Here is a 25,552-nt window from a genome sequence, read left to right as displayed (position 1 = left end):
TTCACTTCTGCAATATAGCGGTATGTACCTTAAATCCATACTTCTGCTCCACATATTCCTGTATCATTTTATATGTAATTTTCGGTTTCGGCTGATATTTCTTCGCCCGTTCTGCAATCGCATCCAATGATATCTTATCGTTGCCTTCTCCAAATTCTACCTTTACGCTAATAGCACTGTCCGGGGATTTGTGGGACAAAAGTACAACCGTCTCGACCATTGTTTCATTTTCCAAGGGCAATTCTTTCACTTCTGTTCCATTCACCGGGACAGGGAAGTTGAAGATAATCTTCCTAATCCAGTTGCCATCCGGCTGCTTTTCCGGGAATAACTCAATCCGCTCAATAAACGCCCGCATGAACTCCTTCCGCTCCACTTCGGAGGCTGCTTCATAGACCTGATCGAATGCCAGCAACAGACGGTAGATATTATCACCCGAAATTTTCTCCTGCCGGATGCTCCGTATCTGGCTTTGCACATCGTCAATCTGAACTTCGACCTCATCTATTTTACCATATTGCTCGTCATAGCGGCGCTGCAAATCAGAAATTTTTCGGTCATAATACGGGTCATTCACATCCAAATTGTCCATCTGCCGTTCCAGGCGGGCTTTTGTGCCTAACGTCTGCCGAAGCTGCGCTTGCAACGCTTCCAGCTGTTTCTCTAAGTCGTTCGTATCGACAGCGGAGCCAATTTTCGCCTTGATTGCATCCGCAAACCGTGGGTCGCTGACCATAGCGGAGATAATTGACGCTACCATGCGGTTCATCTCTGTCTGTTCAATGTTCAGCCGGAAAGTGCACTCGTGGCCTGTTGGCGTTACCGTATTCTTGCAGTAATAGTAATAGCGGGTCTTTTTGTCCTTGCTGTGGGCTTTTGCAATATTCCCATATAGGCTTTTACCACAGCAGGGGCATTTCAGAATGCCGGACAGAATATGCGCATGGGTAGGATCGTTGACCTTCTCGCGCCGATAAGCATTGACTTTCCGCTTCTCCTGCGCGAGGTTCCAATCTTCTTCTGAAATGATAGCCTCGTGTTTTCCTTCGTACACAGGGAACTCCGATTGTTCAACCACGTGCATCTCATTCCGGGTGCCCAGCTTCTTTTCTGTCCGGCGTCTGCCATAGGCGATTTTTCCCATATATACCGGATTGTCAATGATACTCTTCACAAAGCTGGCAGAAAAACCGGGAATGGTGCCGTTCTGCCTTAACTTCTTCACAAAGCCCTGCCGGTTCAGATATTTTGCCACGCCGCTGACGCCATCGTTGGTGTGAATATAGCGGTCAAAGATAGTTCGGATCACGTCCACTTCATCCTCAGCAATCAGCAGTTCGCCTTTTTCAAGACGGTATCCATAAGGGGCAAAGCCGCCGTTCCATTTTCCTTCACGGGCTTTCTGCTCCCGTCCAGCCATCGTCTGTGTCCGGATATTCTCACGCTCTATCTCTGCCACCGCAGAAAGGACAGAAATCATCAGTTTGCCGGAATCTTTGGAACTGTCAATGCCATCTTCCACACAAATCAGATTGACACCGAAATCCTGCATCAGCTGCAAAGAATTCAGCACATCAGCGGCATTCCTGCCGAACCGGGACAGCTTGAATACCAGCACATATTCCACGCCGTCTTTGCAGTCCTGAATGTCTTGCAGCATCCGCTGGAATTCATGTCTGCCCTGAATATTCTTGCCGGAAAAGCCTTCATCAGAATATTCACCGGCCACTACCATATCTTCGTATTCAGCGTATTTCCGCAGTTTGTCTCGCTGAGCATCCAGACTGTATCCGTCCACCTGCATGGAAGTAGATACCCGTGTGTAGAGATAGCATTTTGTTTTAGTTTTTTTCATGCAGGCCGCCCCTTTCTTCCATCTCTGAACATTCATCCGTAACTTTCTTCTTCGCCAGACCTTCATTCTGAATGTAGTACTCCAACAAACGGAGCACATATTCCGGCGCATGGCGGTTATCCAGTTCCCATTCTGTCACAGTCCGATAGGGAATCTGAAAATATTTACAAAATTCCTTGCGATTCATGCCAGTGCTTTCCCGCAATTCTTTTATTTTGGTTTTGCAGTCCATTTCATTTACCCCATAAAGCAAAAATACACGTTGCGTATTTATTATAGCATGCGCCAAGCAAATACGCAACGTGTAAATTTAATTTATATCAAGCGGCTTTGTCAAATTCCTGATACACAGGAACGGGTTGCTTTCCTGATACCGCAGACTGTGTACAGCTATCCTTCGCAGTCTCCTGCATCTGCCTCAACAGCTGCGGCCCGTACTTCTGCAACAGCCGCGCCATTACATCAACACAGCGGTCAAACGCCGCATTATATTTCGGATCATCATAAACTTTGCTCAATAGGCCGCTCCTTTCCTCTATGGCTGCTCTGCGCATAGATGTTCAAAACTTCTGCCGGTATCTGTTCCAAAATCGCCACAGCACTGTCATAGTCGCGCCCTAGCTTGAGGTCTTCGATCTGCTTTAATGTGCTGACCTTCTGCGCCGATGCAAGAGATTCTTCCAGTTCGGCATTTTTCGTTTTCAGCTTTTTGTTTTCGGATGCTGTTTTCGTGAAGACTACGCCATATTTCCGCAGCAGCGTGTCCATCTTCTCTACGCTGGGAATATAGGTATCCAGAATCTTGCAGATTTCCTCCGCCCGGCTTTTGGCGTTAAAGGGATTGATTCCGGTGAGCAGATCTTCCAGTTTGCTTTTCTGTTTGGTCAGTCTGGTCATCTCCTTAAATACGCGGGGCGGGATGTGGTCGCGCCCGGTCAGGCTGGCGCTTTCGCCTCGTTCCAAATCCGGGAACTTCTTGACCATGTGTTTCCAAAATTCATCCTGCCACCAGGTCAGCTTCTTTTTGTTGCCCATAATGTCTTTGGCGCTGAGCCTGCCATCCTCCGTCAAAGGTACAAAACAAAGGTGCATGTGGGGCGTTTTCTCGTCCATATGCACCACGGCGGATATAATTGTCTCTTTGGACTGATGCTGTTCCAGAAAGAGCAGAGCTTCCTCGAAAAACACCCGAATTTCCGCCCGTTTCTTTCCCTTAAAGAACTCCGGGCTGGCTGTGAACAGCGTCTCGATCATACGAATACTGTCTTTCCGGGTACGGCATCCGGCAGCGGCAATTTGCCTCTCTGACTCCGCCCGGTACTTGCTGGGCGGTTTGACCAGATGGAAGTTGTACTTGCTTCGGCTGGTATCCACATCGGGATTACTGGCGTACTTTTCCTTTGTGCGCTCGTTATGGGCCTCGATATTGCCGATTTCAGGACCCTTGTATTTTGCAAATCGCATAATCGCGTACTGTGCTTTTTCCATGCTCAATCCCTCCGTTTCTGCCAGACAATGTCATATCCCAGCACGTCAGCCAGTTCTACGGCCTCCCGATACCGCAGTGATTCCCGCTGCAATTTTCCGGAAAGATTGGATACGCTGTCGCTCCACCCATACTCATCGTGCAGCTGGTCAACGACTTCCTGCATGGTGTAACCGGCGCGGATGATCTGCGCCTTGATTTCGTTTCGGATACTTGACTTCATAAAATATATTCCTCCATTTTCGCAAGTGAAGCCCTTTGTCACTTGATAGATAAAACATGATTTTCGGTTGCGTCATAAAAAGAACCGGCTACGCTGGGGAGCGCACCGGCTTTGGTCAATGGTGAAATTTGTGCAAATGCTGTTTTGCGATAGAAATGATTCCCTGCGTATCGTTGGTCAACGGCGGAATATTCGACTTCACAGAAATGCGGGACTTTTCACTGTTCGGGCTGTATTGTCACAAAATGCTGCAATCTGTACGTCGTTCCGTGAGCCGCCATCCGGCGAACTGTATACGGATAAAAGAGAAACATTTCGCTGTTTTGAGATTGCTCTAAAATATGCCTGCAAAATCACCGCTTTTGCTGACCGCTTCAGGTGTGGTCAAAATGACCACACCTACTTCACAGCACAAAAGCGCGAAGAATTTCACGGTTCTGGTGGTGGACAAAATATCCATAACCACTTTTACACATCAAAATAGGTGTACCCAAAATGGGCACGACCACTTTATCCAAATGAAGCTCCTCTACAATATATGAGGTAACAGGGTCAATCGCTGCGTACATACGTACCGGCGACCAGATCGGAAATCAATCCCGCCAGTCTTCCGGTACGTACGTACACTGTGAAGCGTCCGTAAACTCGTTTATATGCGGCCTTGCCACTGCCTCGATCCCCATAAAGCCCCATACCCGGCGTCCTGCCGAATTGGTAATCGTGTTGCAGTGTTCCAGATTGTACTTACCGCAGGCTGCCACCAGCGCATCGCTGAAGCTGCGGCGTTTGAGTGCAGTCAGGCTATTTTCCTCGCACCACATCCGGTAAATGTCGTAGCAATCCTTTGAACTGATGGACGCATCCGCTTTCAGCCGGATATAGCCCTCGGATTCCAGAAAATCAAACACGTTATTGTTGTCCCGCTTGACGGCCTCCCGGTTCTCTTTGGTGCGCTGGCTCTCGGTGAACTTGAAGTTGTTCGCTACCAACCGCTGCAATCCCGCAAAAGCCCACAGCAGAATGCCCTCCACCTCGGCCTTCATCTTCTCTGCCAGGTCGGGATCATCCACACGGTCGGCAGGTTTCTCTTTGGCGGTCAGCACCAACTGCCGCCGATAAAAGCCATCACTGCGGTCAAAGAGAGCCTGCAAGTCGCCATTGCTGAATGCCAGCAGCCGGGCGCACATCCATCCCTGATAGCTCTGCTTGCCTTTACGCTCCAAATCCATTTTACCCTGTGCGGTGACGATGGATTTGACATAGTTGGTCTGCCGCAGGGCCTCCATCCGCATATCATCATCGACACACAGCAGAATGTGTTCCAGATCAGCGCGGGCAAAACGGTTCTCGGAAATTTTGCCGATGCTGCCGTCCTTCATGTTGCTGCCGAACAGGGCGGACAGCACCGCGCCGATCTGGCTCTTACCCTCGCCGCCATTGCCCTTAATGACCATCATGCGCTGTCCCTTGTTGCTGGGGATCAGGCAGTAGCCGATATATTCCTGCAAAGTGGGAATGTCCTCCGGGTAAAGAAGCCCATCCAGAAAAGCCAGCCAGCGGGTCGGCGTGGGCGCATCGGGATTATAGGCCACCGGCAGGCGGCAACGCACGATGTCCGGTTTTCCCTCCGTAAAGGAGCCATCCAGAAACAACGTGCCGTTTGCCAGATGAATGCGGTCAGCCTCCGGCGGGAAATCCTCTACCAGCGCCGCCAGCTTCATCAGCTCCACGATATTGCTGATTTTGCGGGGGATATTGCTGACCGCACAGCATTTCAGTTCCTCAAAAATTTCTCCACGCAGTGGCAGCTCATCGGTCACGCGGCCATCAGGCGTGAAAAAAGCCCCGTTTGTGTAGATGATTTTGTGTCTGTCGAGAAAATCATCACAAAACAGGGCTTCATTGATACTCTTGCCGTCAAACCAGATGGGCTGGTTGGCCTCACGCGATTGCTCGTTCTTCGCCACGGTGCTGCACCTCCTTTTCCAGACGTCTGAGCCGCTGCTCCAGCGCGGTGATAGTGCCGTCCTTCAGCAGCATATCCACCGCTTTCACACGCTGCTTCAGTTCCGCAAACATGAGAACGTCCAACAAATCATTTACATACTCGATCATATGACAGGCTTCCACAAAGCGGTCATCCAGTTCATCCTCCGGCGATTGCGGGGCATATTCGACCTTCCAGCGTTCCAGCAGATGCAGATAATCGCAGAGCACCCGCTGGCAGTGTATCTCATCGTTGCGGAAAGCCTGCGCCAGCGGATAGGGCTTTTTCAAAGCCATCGCTGCCGGGGGCTTGTCCGGGTCGATGCCAAAGTCATAGGCCAGCTTCTTTGCGGCCTCGTAGCTGCTCAGGCCGAACAGCCGCGCCACAAAATCGATCACATCCCCGGTAGCCCCGCAGCCAAAGCAATAGAAATAATCCCTGTTCAGCTTCATGCTGGGATGCCGGTCATCGTGGAAGGGGCAGCAGATCATATCGCCCCGGTTGACCTTACAGCCGTAGTATTCGGCGGCCTGCTTCACGGTGACAGCGGATTTTACAGTTTCAAATAAATTCATAGGCTTTGTCCTCCATTATTTATTGACGGTATCTGCCCGTCTGCCTGAATATACGGGGAAAAAGCCTATAAACCGAAAAATCCGCTAAAAGTGCAAGAAATGAAAAAACGCCGCCCTGAAATCTTGCAAAAATGCAAGACCTCAGAGCGGCGAAGCCAGCGGAAAGCATTTGCCCGCGCTGGTTTTATCAGGTATAATGGATAAAGAGAGTTTTCAGAAGAGAGGTGCGTCACATGGAGGGAGCCTATCTGCCCGGCAATATCCGGCAGCGGATGCAGGAGCTTATGAAGGAACATAAAATTACCCAGGCACAGCTGGCGACCCGCATCGGCAGCACCGAGAGCGCCATCAGCCGGTTTGTCAGCGGTAAGACTGATAAGATCAGCACAGAACATTTGCTCCGCATTGCGAAAGTGTTTGAAGTCTCCACAGATTTCCTGCTGGGGGAAGTCAACACGCCCGACCGGACAAATTTTGATATTGAAGAACTGGGCCTGTCGGTGCAGGCGGCGCGGAATCTGTACACCGGAAAAGCCAATGCAGAGATCGTCAACCGCCTTTTGGAAAGCCCTCGCTTTGCAGAAGTCACCTATATGATTGAGCAATATTTTGACGATACGCTGGCCGCCGGTTTCGCCGGACAGAACCAGATGCTTACTACTCTCAGCGCCATGCTGCGCCGAAACAATAAAACAGACGCTGCGGTGCAGGCGGCCAGAACTGTCAACCGGCAGAAAGTTCCCGTATATCAGGCAGACCTGACGATGATACAGAACACATTTATGGCGGCGCTGCGGGAAGTGAAGAAAGAGATCGGCAACGATTTCACAGCAGCGCAGTCCTTGACCAAGGGCATCACTCAGCAGATGTTTACCGAACTCACCAAAGGGGCGGATGTTCATACTCCGACCATCACGCCCGAAATGATTTCCGCCGCCGTCACCCAGAGCGCAGCGGGGATGGACGGTGTGCAAAAGGAAGCATTAGACAAGTTCGGTCAGGCGCTGACGGAATTTCTCCAATCCACCTTAGACCACGCGCAGGAGAAGCAAAATGCCGACCCGGAGCAATGAGCAGCTGTGCAGACTGGCACAGAAAGGGGATACGGCTGCCCGTGACATTCTGCTGGAAAAGAATCTGGGATTCATCCGAAAAATTGCGCTGGAGCAATACCGAAACATGGGGCTGGATGAAAATGATATTGGAATTGATTTGGATGATTTGATGCAGGAGGGAAGTATCGGCCTGCTGAACGCGATCCCTTTGTTTGATGCCGGACGGGGCATGAAATTTCTGACCTATGCAGCACCGGCGCTCCGCAACGCCATGACGGACTGCATCCGCGCCGCCCTCGGTTTATTTGAGCAACGGATGGCGGATAAGAAAGACGGCCCCGGCTTCCAGAGAGTATATCTGGATGACGTTCTCTCAGAGGATGAACGGATGCTGCGGATCGAAGCCATAGCCGACCCTCACACCCAAACGCCGGAGCAAATCTATATCCAAAAAGAGCAGCTGATAGAATTGTATGCGGCGCTGGACAAGCTGACAGCCAGAGAGCAGACCTATCTGCTGTACCGCTATGGCTTTACCGATGGAATCGAGCACCCGCTGATCGGCGCGGCGCTCCATTTCCATCTCAGCGAGAGCCGGACAAAGAAGGTGGAGGGCGAGGCGATGGACAGCCTGCGCGGAAAGCTGCCGTGGTGGTTCTGATACGATGGGAAGCAGCGGCTGACGGGGGCTTTGATATACCTTTGTTCCGCAAATGACACGGCTGACAGACAGTGCTTGCCCGCACCGCCTGCCAGCCTTTTTCTGTCGCTTATGCTGCCCCGCAAGGGGCAACCTTTCCCGCCAGAACGCCGCAACTGTGGCCACACTTTTCAGGATGTGCTACAATTCCGGCTGCCATCTGCTCCACAAAGGTATAACACACTAGACTTTCCGGGGAAAGTCGTGTGCCACGAAACCGCCGGTTTCTTTGGATTCTTCCGGTCAAAGGGGAACTCTATCCCCTCTGAACACCTCAGACAAAGGAGAACGCCGTTCCCCTTTGGAATCCCCTTGCCACCAGGGATGCTACTCGCCTCTATTGTAAACCCCGATCTAAAGAAGCCACGCCTCTCGGCACCTCACATTCGTATAGCGATTACCCACTCCATCTAGGTTTGTCAGGTTGTCTTCCCCGAACATGAAGTAAGCTCACCGGTTTGAAAAGCTAGCATTTATCAACAGAAACGCCTCACCACTGGATTTTGATTCCGGCGGCGAGACGCTTTTTCGCTTTTTTAATATGTACTATATTTGTACCGGTGATTCAACGCTCTTTCAATCATAGAAATATCATCAGCGTCCAATTCCTTCTTGGTCATCTGCACGGAAGCTAAAAATTCTTTGTTTTTCTTCAAAGACTTAGCCAGCAATTTTTTATCCTTATCATCGAGCTTAACTTTATATAATAAGTTGGCCATAGAAATAACCATCGTTTTGTGAGTCTTGAAATAGCGTTTATACAAATCGCTTTCAACTGCGCACAGCTTGTCAAAGTCCTGCTCTGTATACTTCGGCTGAAGTCCCAAAATAGGATTAACCAACAGCATGGTGGAGGCTTCCATCAAATTAACATACGCCCCCAACTCATATTGTTGTTCTTCCGTCATCTGTGCATAGTCTGTTCCGAATGTTTCAATCTTTGCGATGGCCTCATTCAATTTTCCAGACTCATCTATAATTCTTGTAATTCGCTCACTTAACTCAACGATAGCCAACTCATACGATTTGATATCACGATTGCTAATAAGCGTATATACATTTTCCAGCCTTTCCTTATCGCTCTTTGTCTTAAAAAACATTAAACCGCTTGCCATAACGGAAATACCGGCAATCGTCCAACCAACCGGTCCCGCAAGAGCTAAGAATGCACTTCCTGCGGCCATTCCACCGCCACCAGCAGCCAAAGCACCTCCACCTAACCAAGCCAGTGCAGCGTTTGTCGCTGCTGCACCACTTAAAGCAGATATTGCTGTGCCGGTAGAAGCCACACCAAATGTGGTCGCAATACCCATAGCAGCTGTAGGACCGAGTGCTACAACTGCAACACCCGCACCAACACCTGCTGCTCCTTGACCAGCAGCCTTTACCTCTGCCTTTTGATATTCCAGCTCGATTTTCTCAGCCTGTTGTTTCCAGTTCACTCTGATGGCTTTCAGTTTCTCATACTTTAGCATATTTTCTTCAGGCACATTACGAATACGGTCAAACAAAGACTGTATCGTAGTCAGTGATGTGTACAGTGCACTGGTATGTCCACCAAGCTCGTTGATTCTTTGATTTGTTTTCTTCGCAGCAGCTTCAGCTTTTTGCTGCGCCATTTGAAGCTTTGATAACTTCTTAGCCATTTCTTTTTCCTCCAAAGTAATTGTCGATATCCGACTTGGTTTTCAAAATTTTATTTGATGGAACGTTACGTAATTCAGCTAATTTTGCAGATTTTCCAAAAGCTTCTACATACGCATCGCTTTTTTCAAAATCACTGACAAACATCAGCAGGTGACTGTCATTGTACTGGCGAGCCAGTATTTTCAGACCTTCTATGTAATTGGTAACTATAACGATTTCCCTTGATGCAAAATCCGATTCCTTCTTAGCGTGATTGTATGTGATTGCTCTCCTTGTCTCACCATAGAGGGATATAGCAAATCGACCTACACCTACAACGTTGAGTCGCAGGACGAACTCTACAGCATTGAATGCTCCTCCACCAGCCACAAACGATCTACCTACTGCATCGCCGACATCTACCAAGCAGAATGTACCGTGCGCAACAGTCAGCATTCGCTTAACTGTAGCATTTGAAAACGGCTCACATGTCTTCCACATAAGTGCAAAAGAGCGCTCTGGCTTTGGCGTAATAGAAAAATATCTAAACAAACGACGAATGGCATAGATAAGTCTAACAAATAGCTCATTCAAAAATACAGGTATTGCCTGTGCTGTCTGAAAACGGGTATCATAACCTTTGTCAAAGATATTCAATGCCAGTTCATTCATAGCCTTGTCCGTTTCAGTCACTCTAAGGCCCAATTTAGACTTTATGGCAATAATATCATTAGTCCATGTCCATAACGGAGACGGAAGGCCTGTACCACGATTTCCTTTAGCCGCACTGGACGATGAGCCAGATACATCGGAAATAAGGTGGCCTATCCAATTTGCAAAACCACAAAACAATTTACTTGGAATATTGCTGCCCTGTAGCTCCCATTTTTCATCAGCTTGCTGTAAGGAAATAAGTTGACCGTCTGTAATAAAATGGGATGTATTGCTGAACTGATCGAGAATAGAGAAGAACAGCCCTAATAAGCTTGGATTGTGCGCCAGCGATTTGAAATGATGGTTTTTAGCAGTCAAATCAAAAACGGCCCTTCCAGCATCGCCGAGTCCGGTCTGGTCATAAGGAACTTTAAATTCTTTTTCCAAAAATCTTAATGCAGAATCAAGACTTTCAAAGTTCTTTTTCTCTGGATGACATAGTTTTGCGAAGTCCATTGTTCTGGCCGCAAACCATTTATCCGTAATATCGCCAAGCGGAGATTCACCGGGCTTACCCACTAAAAAGATGTCAATAAAACCACACAACGCACCGGAACTTGCCGCCAGAATGTAATCCAGTTTATCACAATCCGACTTAAGGCCTTTGATAGAATCTACGGTTTCATTTAAAACCACAAGTTCTGCTTCTGCTTTTGTCATTGCATCAGCTATCGATGTAGAAAACTCAAATCCAGCATTTCCAACACTAAGGTCAAGCAAAATATCCTTTTTTATGATTGCATTTCCCATCTTTTCCTCCCTCATAAAATGGTCATTAATTGACCACATCACCTAACCTATATTACAGCACTTTAATTTTACTTTTTTACAACATTTTGTTCACAAATTCACGAAACAGTGAATTGCACAGCTACGAAAAAAGACAAAGCTAAACTACCCGCTTCTTAATGCAATGGTTATATCATTTGAAAATGCTTCAACGCCTCCATAATCGCCGCTTCCTTCTCCGGCGGACACTGCGGCACTTTTGCATCTTCCTTCTTTGACAGGTTATAGTTCTGTCCCACATCCAACCCGCACTTGCGCTTTATCTGTGAGATATACAGGGAAGATACCTTCAGACCCGTATGTTCCAGCACATACGCCTTAATCTGCTCATAGGTCGCGCCCTTCTGGAACCCTGACATATCCATGTCCTCCAACGAGAACTCCACCCGTACTTTCTTCGAGTCGATTTCTCCCTTGGAAAGCAAGACAACCGTCTCAACGGTGGTATTATTGGAGATCTTTTTATTTACTATTTTACTTCTAAATTCTCAAGCTCTTTCAAATCCTTTTCATTACATACTAAAGCGCCAAAATAGGTTACTGTATTTGCCCCGTTATTATATTTAACTTGGGCCAGCTTTGCAATTTCGTTCACAAAAATCCCATTTCCTTCTAGTGAGCCATGCACACGGTCAGGAAAGCGGCAAGGGGCATCAGGATATGTACATTCCTTACATAAATCACAGCCTTCATTTGACAAGATCAGATAGTGCTCCAGATAAGGTTTTATGGCCTTATCAAAGGCTCTGCATGCCTTCTTAAATTGTTTAGCGCCCTCCATCATTCCTTCAAAATCAAATGAATCCTCTAAGTCATATTTTACTGAAAAAATCAGCATTTTCTCGTATTGCCGTATCCTTTTTTTGCATTCATCCACAGTTCCCACTGCAGGAGGGCATGCCCATGTTTTACCATGTTCCCGGCAGGTATTTACCTCACACATGGCCCGTACTTCTTGCGAAAAATTAATGTCCATAGTATCTACAACACCGTACTGAAAAAAACCGGCTGCATTCAATTGTTCTTCTAAAAACTCATTTTTAAATCCCACCTGCTCTCTAATTATATTATAGTCTAGCAAAGCAGATTATGGGTGTCAATGCGCCGGCATCGTAATTTTATAAGATACTTTGGTAAGTTTATAAGATTGTAAACAGTGTAAATTAATGCAATTTCCGAGGATTTCAAAGTCCAATTTTTACTGCTGTTTATCTAGATGCTTCGTACCTTTTTCCTACAATACCCCTATCCTTCTGCCGCCCACTCCGGGCTTTTTCTTACTTCCAATCCCAGACTTCCCATTAGCGCCGGCGTACAAGGGACCAAACGCCGGCGCTATCATGATCCCATACAAAATCAACAGATAGAATGGAAAAAGGGCCGCATTTATATACTGAGCAATCATTCCGAACAGTGCTGGAAGGAGCATAGTTCCTATATAGGACGCTGCCATCTGTACTCCCATCACTGCCTGAGAATTTTCCCTGCCAAAATCTTCCGGCGTCGTCTGAAGCATATTGGGGAAAACTGCTCCGTTTCCCAGGCCGATGCAAAACAGTCCGATTCCCGGATAGCTGCTTACTCCAGGCAGGAGAAGCAATACAATAGCTGCCAGGGTCACTCCCTGTCCAGTCCAGAGCAGCGGCAGAAGCGGACATATCTCTGGCATTTACAAGAAATGTAGCACCCCAGACTCCGCAGGTATATTCTATTCCACAGGAGCCTATGAATACCCGGCAGGATTTTCTCACTTTTGCCGACCTGATCAGACTTAGAAAAGCAATATTTCGGCTCTGTACTTCCCTGGGGCCTCCCGGCAGGTGATTTACCTTTTTCCAAAGGGGAAGGGTCACAATAGTCAGCAGCCCTATACATGCCTGAAAGCAGAATACCATTCGGTATCCATTTCTCCAGGACGTAGCGGAAAGAGCAAAAGACATGAGAAAAGGACTCAATGATATTCCAACTCCATAAAAGCAGTGGAGAAAGTTCATGTGAGTACCTTTATAATGCAGTGCCACATAATTGTTCAATGCCGTATCTATGGCTCCTGCTCCCAGTCCCAGAGGAACTGCACTGAGGCACAGGAAAAAGATATTTCCGGAAAAGGAAAATCCTAAAAGGGATGCCGCAGTCATGGAAGTGCTCACCGCTGTTATTTTCCCCGTGCCAAAACGGCTGATCAGCCTTGCCCAGGACACATACATCCATTCTCTTTTCTCCTTCTCTGCTGTATGGTTCCCAGGACAGTGTGTTTTGGGAAAAATATAAGCCGGACACACCTCCGGAACATGTCCACAGCAGACAGGAGCTCAGCCGTGTTCTGGATATGCTCTCTTATATTCAGATGCATTACACAGAAGAAATCCATCTGGAGCAGATTGCGGCCAGCGCCTCACTAAGTCCCAGAAGCTGCCTGCGATGTTTCAAGAACATCATTGGCACCTCTCCCATGCAGTATATTATTGACCTGAGGATTCGAAAGGCCCGGCAGCTCCTGATCCAGACCGACCTGTCCATCCTGGAAATATCCGCCTCCTACGGCTTCCAGGGTCAAAGCTACTTCATCAAGACCTTTCGTCAAAAAACTGGAACTACTCTTCTAAAATTCAGGAAGCAGCTGTAGAGACTCCTCCATAAGACCAGGTCTCTCCCTGGTCTGTTGACTGAAACAGGATTCCTTCCTGTTCTCCGGCCCCTGTTACCGCCAGGATGGTTAGACTCCCGTCCTGTTCCTCAGGCATGGACAGATAGTCATAATCGTTGACCGTAAATCCAGCTTCTCTCCCACTTTCCGGAAGCTCCGTAACTGAATCCATGGGAAGCTGCACCTGGGTAAAGGTGGCGCCTCCGTCCCTGGTCATATATAGCCTGGAATAAGACTGGGAGGCTCCCGTAAGGCCTGCAAATCCAAAGTTCTCATCAAAGAATACCAGGCCTTCCGTCACGCCGATTTCTCCTCCAAAGGGATCTTCATTGCATATTTCCCAGGAAGTTCCGCCGTCCTCTGTCTTTTCCATCTTGTAAAATCTGCTGCCAGCCGCCGCATCTGCCACAACCAGCCGCCAGCCCAGTTTCTCATCTAAAAAGAAATACATGGTGCCGTCTGTATTATCTACACTCCATGTCCCCGCCTCTTTGGCAGTCTCTGTCTGCTGCTGTTCCTGTTCTTCATTCAGTGCTTCCGGACTGATATATTCCGGTTCCATTATATACCGGACAGGTGTTACATACTCCACATCAGGTATATGAAGAGAAACTTCGAATCCCAGGATTTCTCCTTCCTCATACATCTGTCCAAAGGAGCTGGTCCCTGTTTCTGTACCATCGCCGTCTGCATCTCCCGGCAGATATTCCAGTCCTGAGGCTGAGTTAAAGGAGCGTCTTCCCATATACAGGATTTCATACTCTTCTCCTATGTCTGCCTGGGCCCAGGTCTTTACTGCCTCTTCGCAGGGAGCCTTCTGGAGAATGGTCAGCATAGGCTCCAGCCTCTTGTCCTCCTCATAATCCGTTGTGGCATTTCCATTAATACGGACTGTTATGTTAGGACCGCTGCTCTCGTCATAGTCAATAAGGTATGTATTGGTCTTTCCATTCTCATCCTGCCCATATAAAAACGTATAAATCGTCTTAATTTTTCCAGTCTCATCAAAAGTCATCTGATACTGATTCACAATGTAAAGCTCTTCCGGCATATCCAAAGCTTCGTCCAGATCCGCAAGAACCCCTTCCACACCGTTCTCAAAAAAATTGTCATGCTCCAGGGTCACTTCTTTCTGGTTCAGCCGCTGGTCTATCTTCCAGGACAGCGCTCCATTATAAGGAATTCCCGTATAGATGATCTGGCCGATCAGATAGGCCGTGGCAATAGATACAACAATTCCCTCTGCCCACAGAATCTTTCTTTTCATGGGCGTGTTATCGTCCTCTTTTTTCCTGTATTTCCTGGAAATCAGCCATAAAACAAAGCTCATCAAAAACACAGTCCCGCTTGGCAGAAGCACCATGAAATGAGCTCTGATCCCGCCAAACTGACATAAGTGCCATATCTGATACAGAATAAATATGTAGCATAGCAGACTTATCTTTCCACAAATCTGATAAATAACTTTCATATTCCCTCCTAGCCTGTACCTTAATATTGCACTTATAAGCTTTTTAAGTCAAGTTTTGTTTTCTTTCGTTTTTCCTCAGGAAATATCTCACCATGTAGATACAGTAGCACAGAGCAAATATCCAGGCCAGAGGATTTGCCAGGCAGACCGCTGTAAAACCGGCTCCATGAACGGCCAGCCAGCCTCCCAGACTCCTTCCTGCCAGCTCCCAGACTCCTGAGATAATGGCGTGAAAGCTGTAGCCCATTCCCTGAAGAGTATTTCGGAAAACCATCAAAGAGCCGTGGAATATAAACAGGCAGCTCACAATAAACAAATACCGCCCGGCCTCTGCACTGATTTCCGGCTGGGCTTCTCCCAGGACAATCTGTACCAGCAGCCCATTCATCCCCAGCAAAACTGCCCAGATTACGGCACAGTAGACCAGTTGTATCACCATACCCTGTTTGATTCCCTGCCGTATCCTTTTCAGCTTTCCGGCTCCAAAATTCTGTCCGGCATAGGTGGCAATGGCCATTCCCACACTCTCCATAGGCAGGGTAAACATCTGACGGATTTTCTCTCCTGCTGTCTGGGCCGCCACTGCTCCGCTTCCCAGGGTGTTAATGGAATTCTGCAGGATTACCGCCCCTATGGCAGACACAGAATACTCAAAACCCATAGGAAGGCCCACCACGCAGAGGCGTTTTATATGAGGAAGAGAAGGTTTCATCTGGCTCTTTTTCCCCTGTATCATATCCATGCGCCGGAACATCCACCACACATTTAAGGCTCCGCTGACAAACTGACTGAACACCGTAGCTGCCGCAGCTCCCGACACACCCATATGAAAAAATGCAATGAGAACATAGTCCAGGATTACATTCAGCACACTGGAAAACAGCAGAAAATAAAAAGGGTGTCTGGAGTCTCCCATTGCCCGCATTACGCTGGCAGAATAATTATAGAGAACACTTGCAGATATTCCTGCAAACAAAATTACAATATAGGCCCTGGCCATAAAAAAAATCTCTTCCGGCGTGTTCATGATCGCCAAAAGAGTATCTGTCAGCAAAACAGAACCAAGAGACAAAAACAGACTGATAAGCAGGCAGATCCAAGTCCCATTCCACAAATACCGGCACATTTCATCTCGTTCCTTAGCTCCGTAGCTCTGAGCCACAGGTATGCCGAAGCCTACACATGCCCCCTGAACAAAGCCTAATATGAGAAAGTGGAGAGAGGATGTAGCTCCTACCGCCGCCAAAGCATCTGAGCCCAGGCACCGTCCTACAATTACAGTATCTGCAAAACTGTAAAGCTGCTGAAAAATCGTACCGAACACCAGAGGTATCGAAAATATTAAAATCTGTCTTAATGGATGACCTGTGGTCAGATCCATGGTCTTTTCTTTGCTTTCCATAACACTCTTCTTCCTTCTTTTCCTTATTCTAAAAGGATTATAGCATTGACTTTTTCAGCAGTAAAATATATGATTTTAATTAATTCATAGTTTAAAACTATATATCATTTCAAATCAAAGGTCTTGAATGGACATTCAGGAAAGGAGAACATCATGACCCTTGACCAGTTGAAATATTTTGAAACCGCTGCCAATACGCTCCACATAGGAAAGGCGGCGCAACTGTTAAATATCTCTCAGCCCAGCCTGAGCATTTCCATAAAAAAGCTGGAGGCCGAGCTGGAAGTTCCTCTGTTCCAATCGGAGGGCAGAGGCATCGCCCTTACCTCCTACGGGAGAGAGCTGCTTCCCTATGCCCGGAGCATCCTCCAGCAGACCGAAGCCGTCAAAAAACATCTGAAAAAAGAGGCAGACAAGCTGAATATGGAAATCCATTTCGCCTATACTGCCTCTATCGCATATCTTTGTATCCCCCGCCTTTTTCGTGACTTTATGGCTGCCACAAAGGGCAAATATCTGATCTACTCTGATGAAATGCCCAGTGATAAAATCGCCGAAGGTATCAAAGAAGGGCGCTTTGATCTGGGCATCTGTTCCCGGATAGAACCTGATCCGGATATTGTCCAGATTCCTATAATCTATCAGCCTTTTGTCCTGATCCTTCCGTCCTCCGCTCCCTATGCAGGTCTGGACTTTGCCACCCCAGAGGATATCCAGGAGATTCCCTTTGTCTCCTATCTTACCGATTATCCCATGTACCGCCAGGTCTCTGGCCTGTTTCAGAAGTATGGCCTGACTCCTCAGATTACTCATTTTGCCTACAGCGAAGACTCTATCGCCCAGCTTGTCTCCCAGGAACTGGGAATCTCTATTGTAGCGGAAACAGAATCCCTGGCTTCCTATGAAAATATCCGTATCCTCCGTCCTTCCTGGCTTACAGATGGGCGTTATCTCTATCTTACTTACCATCGCCTCCGTCATCAGGGAGACGGGGCCCGGGCTATGACAGAGTTTATTAAAAATTCCTTTTCGTAACCGTACTTTCAGGAAGCTGTTATTCTCTTTTTGTTTTTACAGATTGTTCCAGCTCTCGTGCATATAGATCCCTCTTCTCTCCAGCTCTTTAAAGATCAGTTCCGGCTCAAAAGCATCTTCCGGGATCAGGATGCCGGTTCCTTTTACATTGCCTTTTGCAAGCTGTTCTGCTGCTATAGCAAGAGGAATTCCCACATTTCTGGTATATGCCCGGAGACCTTCCCAGCCTTCCACGCTGCCGTCAGAAGCCGGATGGGTGTGGTAAATAATTCCCTGTTTTTTCCCCCCGTCTTTGTAGCCCACAACTTCTACGTGAAGGGCATATCCGTATAATTCTGTGGTCTTTCCTTCTTCGCTGTCCACCAGATAATTGCCGATAATACTCATCAGGCCCTTCTCTGTATCCCCTACTTTTACCACCGGATTTTTCAGGATACCGTAGTCATAAAGGCCTCTTACCAGGGTCATGTTCTGCTTTGGCCAGGTACCTCTCACCTCGATGAGACGTACTCCTTTATCCTTTAATGCCTGAGCTAAAGTAACAGTTTCTGAATGGGGAATGATATACTGGGTAGTCTTTCCATATGGCTGGGGCAGGTCGATCTCCCTTGGACGGGCAAAAGGAGGCACCTGAATAAATTTTCCGTCTTCAAATACCACACGGCTTTTCAGGTTCGGGTCATATTCATAAGTAGTAGTCTCTGTAATGGACTTTGAAAAAGCAAATGGACGGAAGGCGCCGTGAGACACATAAACTTCTTCTCCGCTATCAGCTTTGCTGTAATGATTCCCGTAGATTCCCGGACTACGTTTACCGTAATGTCCGGATATGTTTCATTAAACTTTGCCAGATAATCTGACACCTGCTCGTCTTCCAGTGCTGTATACACTGTGATCTCACCGGAATCCGCCTTCTGGGCACTTCCGCCTTCAGAGGTTTCTGTGCCGGCCTCCTGGGAACCTGCAGTCTCTGCTGTAGTCTCGCCGCTCTGGCTGCTTCCTCCCCCAGAACAGCCTGCAAAAGCAGCTGCCGTCAAAGCTCCGATCAGGGCAATACAGATTTTTTTCTTCATAACACACTCTCCTTTTCATCTTTTACTTTTCATGTTTCATTCTTCAGATTTCTGATCCGGCAGTTTCCTTTCCAGAATTTTCTCCGGAAGTTCCCGCCTTGTTCCTTGCACCTTGGATTATAGGTGTCTGCTGTAAAAACAAAAATCACAGGGAAGTTAAGATTCCTCAAAGAATCCTCTTCTCTGTGATTTTCGCCTTGTAGTTTTTCTACCCGTCTTTTAAAACCGGCTGTCTCTTTCATAGACCAGATCCTGTATGTTTTTCCAGCTGTTATTCAGCTTCTCTGCATAATAGTCGTAATTCTTCAGGAAAACCCCCAGATACAGCATATCCACCAGGGAGATCTGGGCGCTTCTGGAAAAAATGGCATTGCCGTACATATACTGGGTATTTTCTGTGCATAAAATAATATCTGCATACTTGTTGATCAGGGCCTGCTGATAATTGGTGATAGCTATGGTCATGGCCCCCGATTCTTTTGCGCAGCGCAGAGCATCCACTGTATGCCGGGACTGGCCGGTATGGGAAATCCCTATGGCCACGTCCCGCTCTGTCAGGTTCTTGGCGTTGACCTTCTGCATATAGCCGTCTTTGTTAAAATATACCTGCTTTCCGATATAAGTCATTTTTGTAGCAAAATCCTCAGCTGTGCAGGAGGAATTTTCTACTGCATACACGGAAATGTTCTCTGCCTTTTCCAGGGCATTTACCGCCCGGACAAATTCATAGGAAGACAAAGCCTTTAAGACCTCCTCCAGGTGGCGGATATTGGTCATGATCACTTTTGCCGGGATATCCACGATCCGGACTTCAAAAATAAAACTCTTATATTCCATTTCCAATCTCTTCCTTCGTAGCTTCTCTACATTTCCCTGGTTTCCCTTTTGATTTTTTCCATACAGATATTTTTCATTTTTACAAAAAAAGATATGGAAAAATATCTTTTCTCCATTCCCCCGGAATGTTGAAAGACATTTTACCATATCTTTATTTAAATCCTATAAATACTGGGTAAAATCTACATAAAATGCAGAAAAACTACGAAGAAGGACTTTTATCCCAGAAGCTTTCTCACCATCTCCCCGTCAAAAGCCACTGACTTCATATGGTCTACTTCTATCTGGTACAGGGCATTGGCCGCAATGTGCTCCGCCGCCTGCTCCAGGTCACGGATGCCGCTGGTGTTCTTATGCAGCTCGATCACTGCCTCCAGTCCCTCCGGGGTCAGGGTACACTCCTTCTCCTCCATGCCGATCCGCTTCAGTACCTTTGGAAGAGCATATTTTGAGAAGATCACCTTTTTCTCCTCTGCCGTATAATCCGGGATCTCAATCACTGCAAACCTGGACATAAGAGGGGCGCTGATCTGATCCTTATCATTAGCTGTGGCAATAGGATAAACTCCTGATGTGGGGATCATACACTCCATATAGTTGTCTGTAAATCCCAGGTTATCCAAAAGGGTCAGGAGTACATCCGCCGGATTGCCGTTTCCTTTTCCGGAAGCCGCCTTATCAAGCTCATTGATAATAAAGACCAGATTGGACTCTCCGGCCATGGAAAAAGCCTCCATGATGATCCCCGGCTTTGCATTGGCGTAGATCCTTGAACTCCCGGTAAGCTGTTCCGGGTCATTGATGGAACTCATATCCAGGGTAGTCCAGGGCAGCTTCAGGATACGGGCCACTGCATAAGCGATCTGAGATTTTCCCGTTCCTGCGGGACCGATGAGCAGAAGGCCATAGGCAGGCAGAGTATGGGTGCGGTTGATCTGAATAATGGTCTCAATAATCCTCTGCTTCACAGATTCCATGCCGTACAGCTCTTCATCCAGAATCCGCCGGGCCTCCGCCGGGTCAATAGCCTCGAAATAATTACCTTTCCACTGGATATTCATCATAATGGAAAGGGCTCTCTGGGCGTGGCGCCGCTCCTCTGGCGACACCTCATTGGACTTGGCAACAGCCAGATTTCTTCTGGCCCAAAGACGGATATTATCCGGCAGAGTCCTTCCTGCACAGTTCATAAAATCCGTAATACTCTGAATACTGGTCAGTTTCATGCTGTCCCCTGTTTCTTCTTCGTCTTCATCCGGGATTTCCTGAGATGGAGCGTCACTGGCCAGCAGCCGTTCAATCATAAACTGCAGAAATCCATCCTCTGCTGAAAGCTTCACCCCTCCGCCAAAGGCAATCTCTCGAATCTTGTATACTGCATACTTATCCCCTTTTACAGCTCCGGAAAGCCGCACATTAATGTGGTTTTCTCCCAGCCATTTCAGAAGACTGACAAAACGGGCATCTATTTCCAGGATATCCTCGCTGACAGTCCCCTCCTCTCCTTTAAACTCAAAGGCTGTCCGCCGGATGGGATTAGTAAAGATACCGTTGGAATGATGGACAAGCTTCCCCGACTTGTTGTCCAGGACCAGGATAGGATGCCCCGGAGAACTTTCCGGGCAGTTGGTATAAAAGACTTTATAGGTACATTCAGGAACCTTTTGGTCCTCCGGTGAGTTATTAAAATCAAAAACTGGCATAGTGTACTCCTTTTACAATGAAATATCCATATTTCGTTCAGTGTACCATAAAATCTATCATGAAACAATCCGGCAGCGTCCGTTTGCATCCCCCTTTTTAAATCATACCGTCCCTCAGAACATCATAATCCCGCAGGACCTTTTCGATTACTGTCCCTTTAATAAAATGCAGCACCGGCTTCTTCAATCCGTTAAGAGGTCCGGGAAGCCGGATCTCCAGAGGGGATTTTCCGTCCATCAGGCATATGCTGCTTTTCAGAAGTTCCCGTATATCATAGACACTTCCCCAAACCTCCGGTACGCCTCTGTCAATACCCAGAAGCCCGTAGACAGCCTCCATAGCTGTGCGGACAGAATATTCTGTGGTAAATACTGTATCTCTCGGCGTATCTGCAAACTGTCCGAGAAAAGCAAAGTTTGTACAGCCTTCCGGAATCACCTCTGGCCGGTCTCCCTTAGTCCTTGGCATAAAAAAGGCTGTGATATAGGGCATCATCGTAGGAACACATACCGCACTGTTTTCTGCCAGATCCGGGATCTGGTCGGCAGGAACTCCTAAGTGATAAAGCCATTCCTGGGTGATTTCTTTTCCTGTGCAGGCTTTCATCGGTTTTTTCACATAGTTCCCCGGAACATCGGTAAAAAGTCCATAGACCCAGACGCAGACTTTCCCCGGATCCTGATCTTTAAACTGCCCCTGCCGGTTAATCGTCCAGCTCAGCAGCCAGTTGGAATCCACACAGCTTACAATTCCTCCGGTCACCACTTTTCCTGTCTGGGGATCTCTCTTGCAGATATTCGTGATATATGGAAGGATCCGGTCATCCAGGGTGGTAATCGTCGCAGATTCCCAGTTGGTCTTCCCAATATCTGAGCAGAACTTCTCAGGCCGTCCAAATGCCGGATCCTGTCTGGCAATATTTTTCCACAGGTTCCAGCAGCCGCTGGTACGTACCTGCGCATCGCCGTTAGGCGCATGCTCCTGGTCCCCATAAATCGTACCTTCCGTACAGCTTCCATTGGTTACAAAAACAAGATCCTTTTCTGTAAGAAGAATTCCCTTTTCCACTCCTTTGACCCTGCATTCAATAGCCGTGGCCCTTTTCTTCCCCTCTTTGATCTCGAAAACCACATTGGTCACTTCTGTATGAAACTGGAAATCCACACCAGCCTGCTCCAGGTATCTCTGCATAGGCAGAATCAGAGATTCATACTGGTTGTAACGTGTAAATTTCAGAGCACTGAAGTCCGGCAGCCCTGCAATATGGTGGATAAATCTCTGAAAATACAGCTTCATTTCCAGGGCGCTGTGCCAGTTCTCAAAGGCAAACATAGTCCTCCAGTACAGCCAGAAAGTTGAGTCAAATACTTCCTCGTCAAATACGTCCTCAATAGTCTTATCATACAGGTCCTCATCTTTTGTCAGAAACAGCTTCATGATCTCCATACAGCCCTTCTGGCTTAAGTTAAATCTTCCATCTGTATGTGCATCTTTTCCCCGGTCTTTAGTTGCACGGCACAGAGAATAATTGGGATCGTGTTTATTCAGCCGGTAGAATTCATCCAGCACAGAAAGTTCCGGATCTTCCAGGGAAGGAATGCTGCGAAAAAGATCCCAGAGGCATTCAAAATGATCTTCCATTTCTCGTCCGCCCCGCATGATATAACCCCTGGAAGGGTCGAAAATCCCATCGCAGGCTCCTCCTGCAATGTCCATGGCTTCCAGAATATGGATCTGTTCTCCCGGCATCTGTCCGTCCCGGACCAGGAAGCAGGCCGCTGCCAGAGCCGCCAGTCCGCTGCCTACAATATAGGCATTCTTTTCCTCCACGCCTTCCGGCTTCTCCGGCCTGGCAAAAGCTTCATAATTTCCGCTGCTGTAATAGATTCCTTTCCGGTTTTTCTCATGTTTTCCAAGTTCTGTATTCCTGTATCCTGCTCCTGGTTCAGTGCCGGCTCTGTCCTTTTCTTTTCTCTCCTTCTTTTTCCCTGCTTCCGGTCCTTCAGATCCTTTTACCTTTCGTACCAGATAAGCTGCTCCTGCGCCTGCCGCTGCTGCGGAGACAATCCCGATTGCTGCAGATTTTTTTGCCATAGATTATACCGCCTTTCTAAATTCAGATATCCGCTGATGCAGATTTTGCTGTGTTTTCATATGTTTTTCTATGGACTTATCCTACGTCAATCCACCATACATTTCCATTTACAGAATAAAGGAAATGTTCAGTTTTTTATCATTTCCGGTATTTTGTAAAATTATCAATGGAATGAGCGATGGTTCCATGAAGGATAATACAGACCGCATCCGCAGTCTCCCTGTAATCTTCTTTCATTCCCTTCTGGATCCAGTCCAGCATGATCCCCACAAAACTATATTTATAAAAATCTGCGATAAACCGCTTTTCTTCTTCCGTCACAGACTTTTCCTGCGCCTGTTCTTCCACAACGCCCAAAATCAGATCTGATGTCAGCCCGAAAAGGAATTTCTCGATCTTTTCTCTGTCCAGGGCACGGAAGGCATTCAATACAAAAGGCCGGTTCTCATATACAGCTTCAAAGATCTGCAGCAGCCCCTGCTGCCAGGTCCTATAGGTTTTCTTTCCCTCCAATGCTTTAGCAGCATCCTCCACACAGGCCCACTCTACCAAGTCATAAATGTCTTTAAAATGGTAATAGAATGCCATGCGGCTGATCCCGCAGTCCTCTGTAAGATCCCGGATCGTAATCTTATCCAGGGGTTTTGTGAGCATCATTTTTTTCAGTGAGGATTCTAAGGCGTATTTTGTGATATTTGACATTTTTAAAACTCCTGCTTTCTTCATCTTCAGTCCTATTGGAAACTATATTTTACCATATCTCTGACAAGAGAAAATCATGGAGATGAACAATCCGAATACCATTTTCTATCCCCACATCCATGCTATTGGTGGTTACCACATACTTGGGATAATGGTCCTGGATTTCCATCAGATTTCCCACCTCGCGGTCTGAATTTTCAGGAAGCTGTACACAGACCTGAACGTAAATTTTTTCATTCCGACGTACTCCAATAAAATCAATTTCTTTTGTTCCGTTCTTTCCAATATAAACATCATAGCCCCGACGTTTCATCTCCAAGAACACGATATTTTCCAGGACACCGTCAAGCATCTTCCGGTTATATCCTAAAAGACAGTATTTTAAAGTTACATCAGCAAGATAATATTTCTCTTGGGTCTTTAAAATGCTTTTTCCCTGAATGTCATAACGATGGCAGGGATAAATGATAAATGCCTGTTCAAGCCATCGGATGTAATTATAAATGGATTCCACCGACACAGTACGGTGCTCACTTTTCAGAAACTTTGCAATAGAATTGGCAGAAAAAGTCTTTCCCATATTTTCAATGAGGTACTTTACAATGCGGTCAAAAAGATCCTGTCGATTAATCCGATGACGCTTCACAATGTCTCTGGAAATAACCGTATGGTAGATACCATTTACAATCTGATAGGCATTCTGTTCATCATATCTTCCAAGAGCAATAATCGGAAATCCACCAAAACGAATATACTCTTCCAGTAATTCCTTAGAGGAGCGGGAATCCTCCTTCTTAAACGTCAGATATTCTTTAAAAGACAGGGTATAAACAGGGATGGACACAAATCGCCCTGTTAGATAAGTTGACAATTCACTGGACATTAATTTAGAGTTAGAACCAGTCACATAAATGTCTACATCCTGCCCTTCCATAAGGCTGTTCACACACCGCTCCCAGCCTTTGATCTCCTGTATCTCATCCAATAGAAGATAGCAGCGGCCCTTCCCCTGAATTCTGCTAATCAATTCTTCATATACGGCCTTCGCAGAAATGTCTTCAGGAATATCCATCTCCGTATATCGTTTCTGTATAATACGTTCATCTGGAATGCCCCGGCTGCGAAGTTCTTCCGCAAGCATTTCAAATATTGTTGATTTACCGCATCTTCTGACGCCAGCAAGAATTTTTACTAAAGGCTGGTCCATAAAAGGTTTTATCGCCTGAATATAGTCTGGTCGAATAATCATATTTGTCCCTCCTTCCACCAAAGATTGAAACAACTTAAGGGAATAACGAAAACAATTCTATATATAATATTCTTATTATACCCAAAAAATATTATTAAAACAATATTTTTTTCTTGTCTAACCTTAAAAACTTAATTGTTTTTATTATTTTTTCGGAACAGACTACTTATACTCAAAACGACTAATCAAATTGACCTCCCCAAGAAGTGCTATTAGCGTCGGGTTAAAATAACCATCTAGTGTCAGGCTAAAATAGCCAATCCTAGTCAAATTAAAAAAGCCATTACATACAGGTCTTCATCCTCTTATACTGATGATAAGCCAATG

The 25,552-nt window shown here is 46.9% G+C and carries 25 protein-coding genes and 2 pseudogenes; 5 read left to right on the top strand and 22 right to left on the bottom strand.

Features of this window, described 5'->3' with window-relative positions; all coding sequences use genetic code 11:
• Position 1: 1 nt before the first annotated feature.
• The 5 genes from B5G33_RS02025 to B5G33_RS02005 form a co-directional block, all read right to left on the bottom strand.
• Positions 2 to 1,855, bottom strand: coding sequence for a recombinase family protein (locus tag B5G33_RS02025; RefSeq protein ID WP_242974433.1), 1,854 nt, complete (start codon positions 1,853 to 1,855; stop codon positions 2 to 4).
• Positions 1,842 to 2,087: a helix-turn-helix domain-containing protein gene (locus B5G33_RS02020; RefSeq protein WP_055040422.1), complete on the bottom strand. Its 246-nt coding sequence runs from the start codon at positions 2,085 to 2,087 to the stop codon at positions 1,842 to 1,844. The genes B5G33_RS02025 and B5G33_RS02020 overlap by 14 nt, the downstream gene beginning before the upstream one ends.
• Positions 2,088 to 2,175: 88 nt before the next feature.
• A complete protein-coding gene (locus B5G33_RS02015; RefSeq protein ID WP_087416582.1) occupies positions 2,176 to 2,373 on the bottom strand; it encodes a hypothetical protein in 198 nt (65 codons plus the stop codon).
• Positions 2,357 to 3,343, bottom strand: coding sequence for a MobV family relaxase (mobV, locus tag B5G33_RS02010; protein WP_087416581.1), 987 nt, complete (start codon positions 3,341 to 3,343; stop codon positions 2,357 to 2,359). The genes B5G33_RS02015 and mobV overlap by 17 nt, the downstream gene beginning before the upstream one ends.
• 2 nt (positions 3,344 to 3,345) lie before the next feature.
• Positions 3,346 to 3,564, bottom strand: a complete 219-nt coding sequence (locus tag B5G33_RS02005) for a hypothetical protein (protein ID WP_015534241.1) — start codon at positions 3,562 to 3,564, stop codon at positions 3,346 to 3,348.
• A gap of 118 nt (positions 3,565 to 3,682) precedes the next feature.
• Here B5G33_RS02005 and B5G33_RS02000 point away from each other — a divergent pair, with 118 nt between their 5' ends.
• Entirely contained in the window at positions 3,683 to 4,048 is a 366-nt protein-coding gene (locus B5G33_RS02000) for a hypothetical protein (protein WP_087416580.1), read from the top strand.
• Between the two features lie 109 nt (positions 4,049 to 4,157).
• On the opposite strand, the gene B5G33_RS01995 is transcribed toward B5G33_RS02000, so the two are convergent.
• Both B5G33_RS01995 and B5G33_RS01990 read right to left on the bottom strand, forming a co-directional pair.
• Positions 4,158 to 5,531: a DNA primase family protein gene (locus tag B5G33_RS01995; RefSeq protein WP_087416579.1), complete on the bottom strand. Its 1,374-nt coding sequence runs from the start codon at positions 5,529 to 5,531 to the stop codon at positions 4,158 to 4,160.
• Positions 5,506 to 6,126: a CHC2 zinc finger domain-containing protein gene (locus B5G33_RS01990; RefSeq protein ID WP_015534242.1), complete on the bottom strand. Its 621-nt coding sequence runs from the start codon at positions 6,124 to 6,126 to the stop codon at positions 5,506 to 5,508. Before B5G33_RS01990 ends, B5G33_RS01995 begins: the two co-directional genes overlap by 26 nt.
• A gap of 233 nt (positions 6,127 to 6,359) precedes the next feature.
• On the opposite strand from B5G33_RS01990, the gene B5G33_RS01985 reads away from it, so the two are divergent.
• Positions 6,360 to 7,199, top strand: coding sequence for a helix-turn-helix domain-containing protein (locus B5G33_RS01985; RefSeq protein ID WP_015534243.1), 840 nt, complete (start codon positions 6,360 to 6,362; stop codon positions 7,197 to 7,199).
• Positions 7,180 to 7,842, top strand: a complete 663-nt coding sequence (locus tag B5G33_RS01980) for a sigma-70 family RNA polymerase sigma factor (RefSeq protein WP_054324425.1) — start codon at positions 7,180 to 7,182, stop codon at positions 7,840 to 7,842. Before B5G33_RS01985 ends, B5G33_RS01980 begins: the two co-directional genes overlap by 20 nt.
• A gap of 575 nt (positions 7,843 to 8,417) precedes the next feature.
• Here B5G33_RS01980 and B5G33_RS01975 read toward each other — a convergent pair.
• From B5G33_RS01975 to B5G33_RS22695, 6 genes and pseudogenes are all read right to left on the bottom strand, one after another.
• The gene (locus B5G33_RS01975; protein ID WP_087416578.1) at positions 8,418 to 9,527 is read right to left on the bottom strand and encodes a hypothetical protein; all 1,110 of its coding nucleotides are present in this window, start codon (positions 9,525 to 9,527) and stop codon (positions 8,418 to 8,420) included.
• Entirely contained in the window at positions 9,520 to 10,971 is a 1,452-nt protein-coding gene (locus tag B5G33_RS01970; RefSeq protein ID WP_087416577.1) for a hypothetical protein, read from the bottom strand. Before B5G33_RS01970 ends, B5G33_RS01975 begins: the two co-directional genes overlap by 8 nt.
• Before the next feature lie 167 nt (positions 10,972 to 11,138).
• Positions 11,139 to 11,351, bottom strand: a pseudogene (locus B5G33_RS01965) (23S rRNA (uracil-5-)-methyltransferase RumA); the annotation flags it as partial.
• 128 nt (positions 11,352 to 11,479) lie between these two features.
• Positions 11,480 to 12,061: a DUF2284 domain-containing protein gene (locus tag B5G33_RS01960; RefSeq protein WP_242974427.1), complete on the bottom strand. Its 582-nt coding sequence runs from the start codon at positions 12,059 to 12,061 to the stop codon at positions 11,480 to 11,482.
• Positions 12,062 to 12,244: 183 nt separating this feature from the next.
• Positions 12,245 to 12,679, bottom strand: a complete 435-nt coding sequence (locus B5G33_RS21825) for a hypothetical protein (RefSeq protein WP_242974425.1) — start codon at positions 12,677 to 12,679, stop codon at positions 12,245 to 12,247.
• A gap of 31 nt (positions 12,680 to 12,710) precedes the next feature.
• Positions 12,711 to 13,148 (bottom strand): annotated as a pseudogene (locus B5G33_RS22695) (MFS transporter); the annotation flags it as partial.
• A 50-nt stretch (positions 13,149 to 13,198) separates the two neighbouring features.
• Here B5G33_RS22695 and B5G33_RS01950 point away from each other — a divergent pair.
• Positions 13,199 to 13,636, top strand: a complete 438-nt coding sequence (locus tag B5G33_RS01950; protein ID WP_140403163.1) for a helix-turn-helix transcriptional regulator — start codon at positions 13,199 to 13,201, stop codon at positions 13,634 to 13,636.
• Here B5G33_RS01950 and B5G33_RS01945 read toward each other — a convergent pair.
• Both B5G33_RS01945 and B5G33_RS01940 read right to left on the bottom strand, forming a co-directional pair.
• The gene (locus B5G33_RS01945; RefSeq protein WP_087416574.1) at positions 13,620 to 15,128 is read right to left on the bottom strand and encodes a WD40/YVTN/BNR-like repeat-containing protein; all 1,509 of its coding nucleotides are present in this window, start codon (positions 15,126 to 15,128) and stop codon (positions 13,620 to 13,622) included. The two genes, B5G33_RS01950 and B5G33_RS01945, sit on opposite strands and share 17 nt — an antisense overlap.
• 43 nt (positions 15,129 to 15,171) lie before the next feature.
• Complete coding sequence (locus B5G33_RS01940; RefSeq protein ID WP_087416573.1) at positions 15,172 to 16,530, bottom strand: MATE family efflux transporter; 1,359 nt, start codon at positions 16,528 to 16,530, stop codon at positions 15,172 to 15,174.
• A 153-nt stretch (positions 16,531 to 16,683) separates the two neighbouring features.
• Here B5G33_RS01940 and B5G33_RS01935 point away from each other — a divergent pair, with 153 nt between their 5' ends.
• A complete protein-coding gene (locus B5G33_RS01935; RefSeq protein ID WP_087416572.1) occupies positions 16,684 to 17,565 on the top strand; it encodes a LysR family transcriptional regulator in 882 nt (293 codons plus the stop codon).
• A gap of 36 nt (positions 17,566 to 17,601) precedes the next feature.
• Here the strand turns inward: B5G33_RS01935 and B5G33_RS01930 are convergent, their stop codons facing one another.
• From B5G33_RS01930 to B5G33_RS01900, 7 genes are all read right to left on the bottom strand, one after another.
• Positions 17,602 to 18,315 carry a saccharopine dehydrogenase C-terminal domain-containing protein gene (locus B5G33_RS01930; protein WP_204247318.1) on the bottom strand — a complete coding sequence of 238 codons (714 nt, stop codon included), beginning with the start codon at positions 18,313 to 18,315 and terminating at the stop codon, positions 17,602 to 17,604.
• On the bottom strand, positions 18,234 to 18,638 hold the full coding sequence (locus B5G33_RS21540; RefSeq protein WP_204247317.1) for a hypothetical protein: 405 nt from the start codon (positions 18,636 to 18,638) through the stop codon (positions 18,234 to 18,236). The genes B5G33_RS01930 and B5G33_RS21540 overlap by 82 nt, the downstream gene beginning before the upstream one ends.
• A 219-nt stretch (positions 18,639 to 18,857) precedes the next feature.
• Positions 18,858 to 19,475: a MurR/RpiR family transcriptional regulator gene (locus tag B5G33_RS01920; protein WP_158229564.1), complete on the bottom strand. Its 618-nt coding sequence runs from the start codon at positions 19,473 to 19,475 to the stop codon at positions 18,858 to 18,860.
• A gap of 218 nt (positions 19,476 to 19,693) precedes the next feature.
• A complete protein-coding gene (locus tag B5G33_RS01915) occupies positions 19,694 to 21,178 on the bottom strand; it encodes an AAA family ATPase (protein WP_087416569.1) in 1,485 nt (494 codons plus the stop codon).
• A 97-nt stretch (positions 21,179 to 21,275) separates the two neighbouring features.
• On the bottom strand, positions 21,276 to 23,273 hold the full coding sequence (locus B5G33_RS01910; protein ID WP_087416568.1) for an oleate hydratase: 1,998 nt from the start codon (positions 23,271 to 23,273) through the stop codon (positions 21,276 to 21,278).
• Positions 23,274 to 23,412: 139 nt separating this feature from the next.
• On the bottom strand, positions 23,413 to 23,976 hold the full coding sequence (locus B5G33_RS01905; RefSeq protein WP_087416567.1) for a TetR/AcrR family transcriptional regulator: 564 nt from the start codon (positions 23,974 to 23,976) through the stop codon (positions 23,413 to 23,415).
• A 49-nt stretch (positions 23,977 to 24,025) separates the two neighbouring features.
• Complete coding sequence (locus B5G33_RS01900; RefSeq protein ID WP_087273471.1) at positions 24,026 to 25,225, bottom strand: ATP-binding protein; 1,200 nt, start codon at positions 25,223 to 25,225, stop codon at positions 24,026 to 24,028.
• Positions 25,226 to 25,552 lie beyond the last annotated feature (327 nt).

It is taken from the genome of Blautia sp. An81 (genome assembly GCF_002161285.1).
Taxonomy (GTDB): Bacteria; Bacillota; Clostridia; order Lachnospirales; family Lachnospiraceae; genus Blautia; species Blautia ornithocaccae.
This window is presented reverse-complemented; position numbering and strand designations above follow the sequence as displayed.

What these genes read in the sequence shown, in the direction of transcription:
- B5G33_RS02000 (WP_087416580.1), top strand. Translation starts at nt 3,683, where the DNA reads ATGGTGAAATTTGTGCAAATGCTGTTTTGCGATAGAAATGATTCCCTG.
- B5G33_RS01990 (WP_015534242.1), bottom strand. Translation starts at nt 6,126, where the DNA reads ATGAATTTATTTGAAACTGTAAAATCCGCTGTCACCGTGAAGCAGGCC.
- B5G33_RS21540 (WP_204247317.1), bottom strand. Translation starts at nt 18,638, where the DNA reads ATGAAGAAAAAAATCTGTATTGCCCTGATCGGAGCTTTGACGGCAGCT.
- B5G33_RS02025 (WP_242974433.1), bottom strand. Translation starts at nt 1,855, where the DNA reads ATGAAAAAAACTAAAACAAAATGCTATCTCTACACACGGGTATCTACT.
- B5G33_RS01970 (WP_087416577.1), bottom strand. Translation starts at nt 10,971, where the DNA reads ATGGGAAATGCAATCATAAAAAAGGATATTTTGCTTGACCTTAGTGTT.
- B5G33_RS01940 (WP_087416573.1), bottom strand. Translation starts at nt 16,530, where the DNA reads ATGGAAAGCAAAGAAAAGACCATGGATCTGACCACAGGTCATCCATTA.
- B5G33_RS01935 (WP_087416572.1), top strand. Translation starts at nt 16,684, where the DNA reads ATGACCCTTGACCAGTTGAAATATTTTGAAACCGCTGCCAATACGCTC.
- B5G33_RS01975 (WP_087416578.1), bottom strand. Translation starts at nt 9,527, where the DNA reads ATGGCTAAGAAGTTATCAAAGCTTCAAATGGCGCAGCAAAAAGCTGAA.
- B5G33_RS01945 (WP_087416574.1), bottom strand. Translation starts at nt 15,128, where the DNA reads ATGAAAGTTATTTATCAGATTTGTGGAAAGATAAGTCTGCTATGCTAC.
- B5G33_RS01900 (WP_087273471.1), bottom strand. Translation starts at nt 25,225, where the DNA reads ATGATTATTCGACCAGACTATATTCAGGCGATAAAACCTTTTATGGAC.
- B5G33_RS01985 (WP_015534243.1), top strand. Translation starts at nt 6,360, where the DNA reads ATGGAGGGAGCCTATCTGCCCGGCAATATCCGGCAGCGGATGCAGGAG.
- B5G33_RS01920 (WP_158229564.1), bottom strand. Translation starts at nt 19,475, where the DNA reads ATGGAATATAAGAGTTTTATTTTTGAAGTCCGGATCGTGGATATCCCG.
- B5G33_RS01980 (WP_054324425.1), top strand. Translation starts at nt 7,180, where the DNA reads ATGCCGACCCGGAGCAATGAGCAGCTGTGCAGACTGGCACAGAAAGGG.
- B5G33_RS02020 (WP_055040422.1), bottom strand. Translation starts at nt 2,087, where the DNA reads ATGGACTGCAAAACCAAAATAAAAGAATTGCGGGAAAGCACTGGCATG.
- B5G33_RS01905 (WP_087416567.1), bottom strand. Translation starts at nt 23,976, where the DNA reads ATGTCAAATATCACAAAATACGCCTTAGAATCCTCACTGAAAAAAATG.
- B5G33_RS01915 (WP_087416569.1), bottom strand. Translation starts at nt 21,178, where the DNA reads ATGCCAGTTTTTGATTTTAATAACTCACCGGAGGACCAAAAGGTTCCT.
- B5G33_RS01910 (WP_087416568.1), bottom strand. Translation starts at nt 23,273, where the DNA reads ATGGCAAAAAAATCTGCAGCAATCGGGATTGTCTCCGCAGCAGCGGCA.
- mobV (WP_087416581.1), bottom strand. Translation starts at nt 3,343, where the DNA reads ATGGAAAAAGCACAGTACGCGATTATGCGATTTGCAAAATACAAGGGT.
- B5G33_RS21825 (WP_242974425.1), bottom strand. Translation starts at nt 12,679, where the DNA reads ATGCCAGAGATATGTCCGCTTCTGCCGCTGCTCTGGACTGGACAGGGA.
- B5G33_RS02005 (WP_015534241.1), bottom strand. Translation starts at nt 3,564, where the DNA reads ATGAAGTCAAGTATCCGAAACGAAATCAAGGCGCAGATCATCCGCGCC.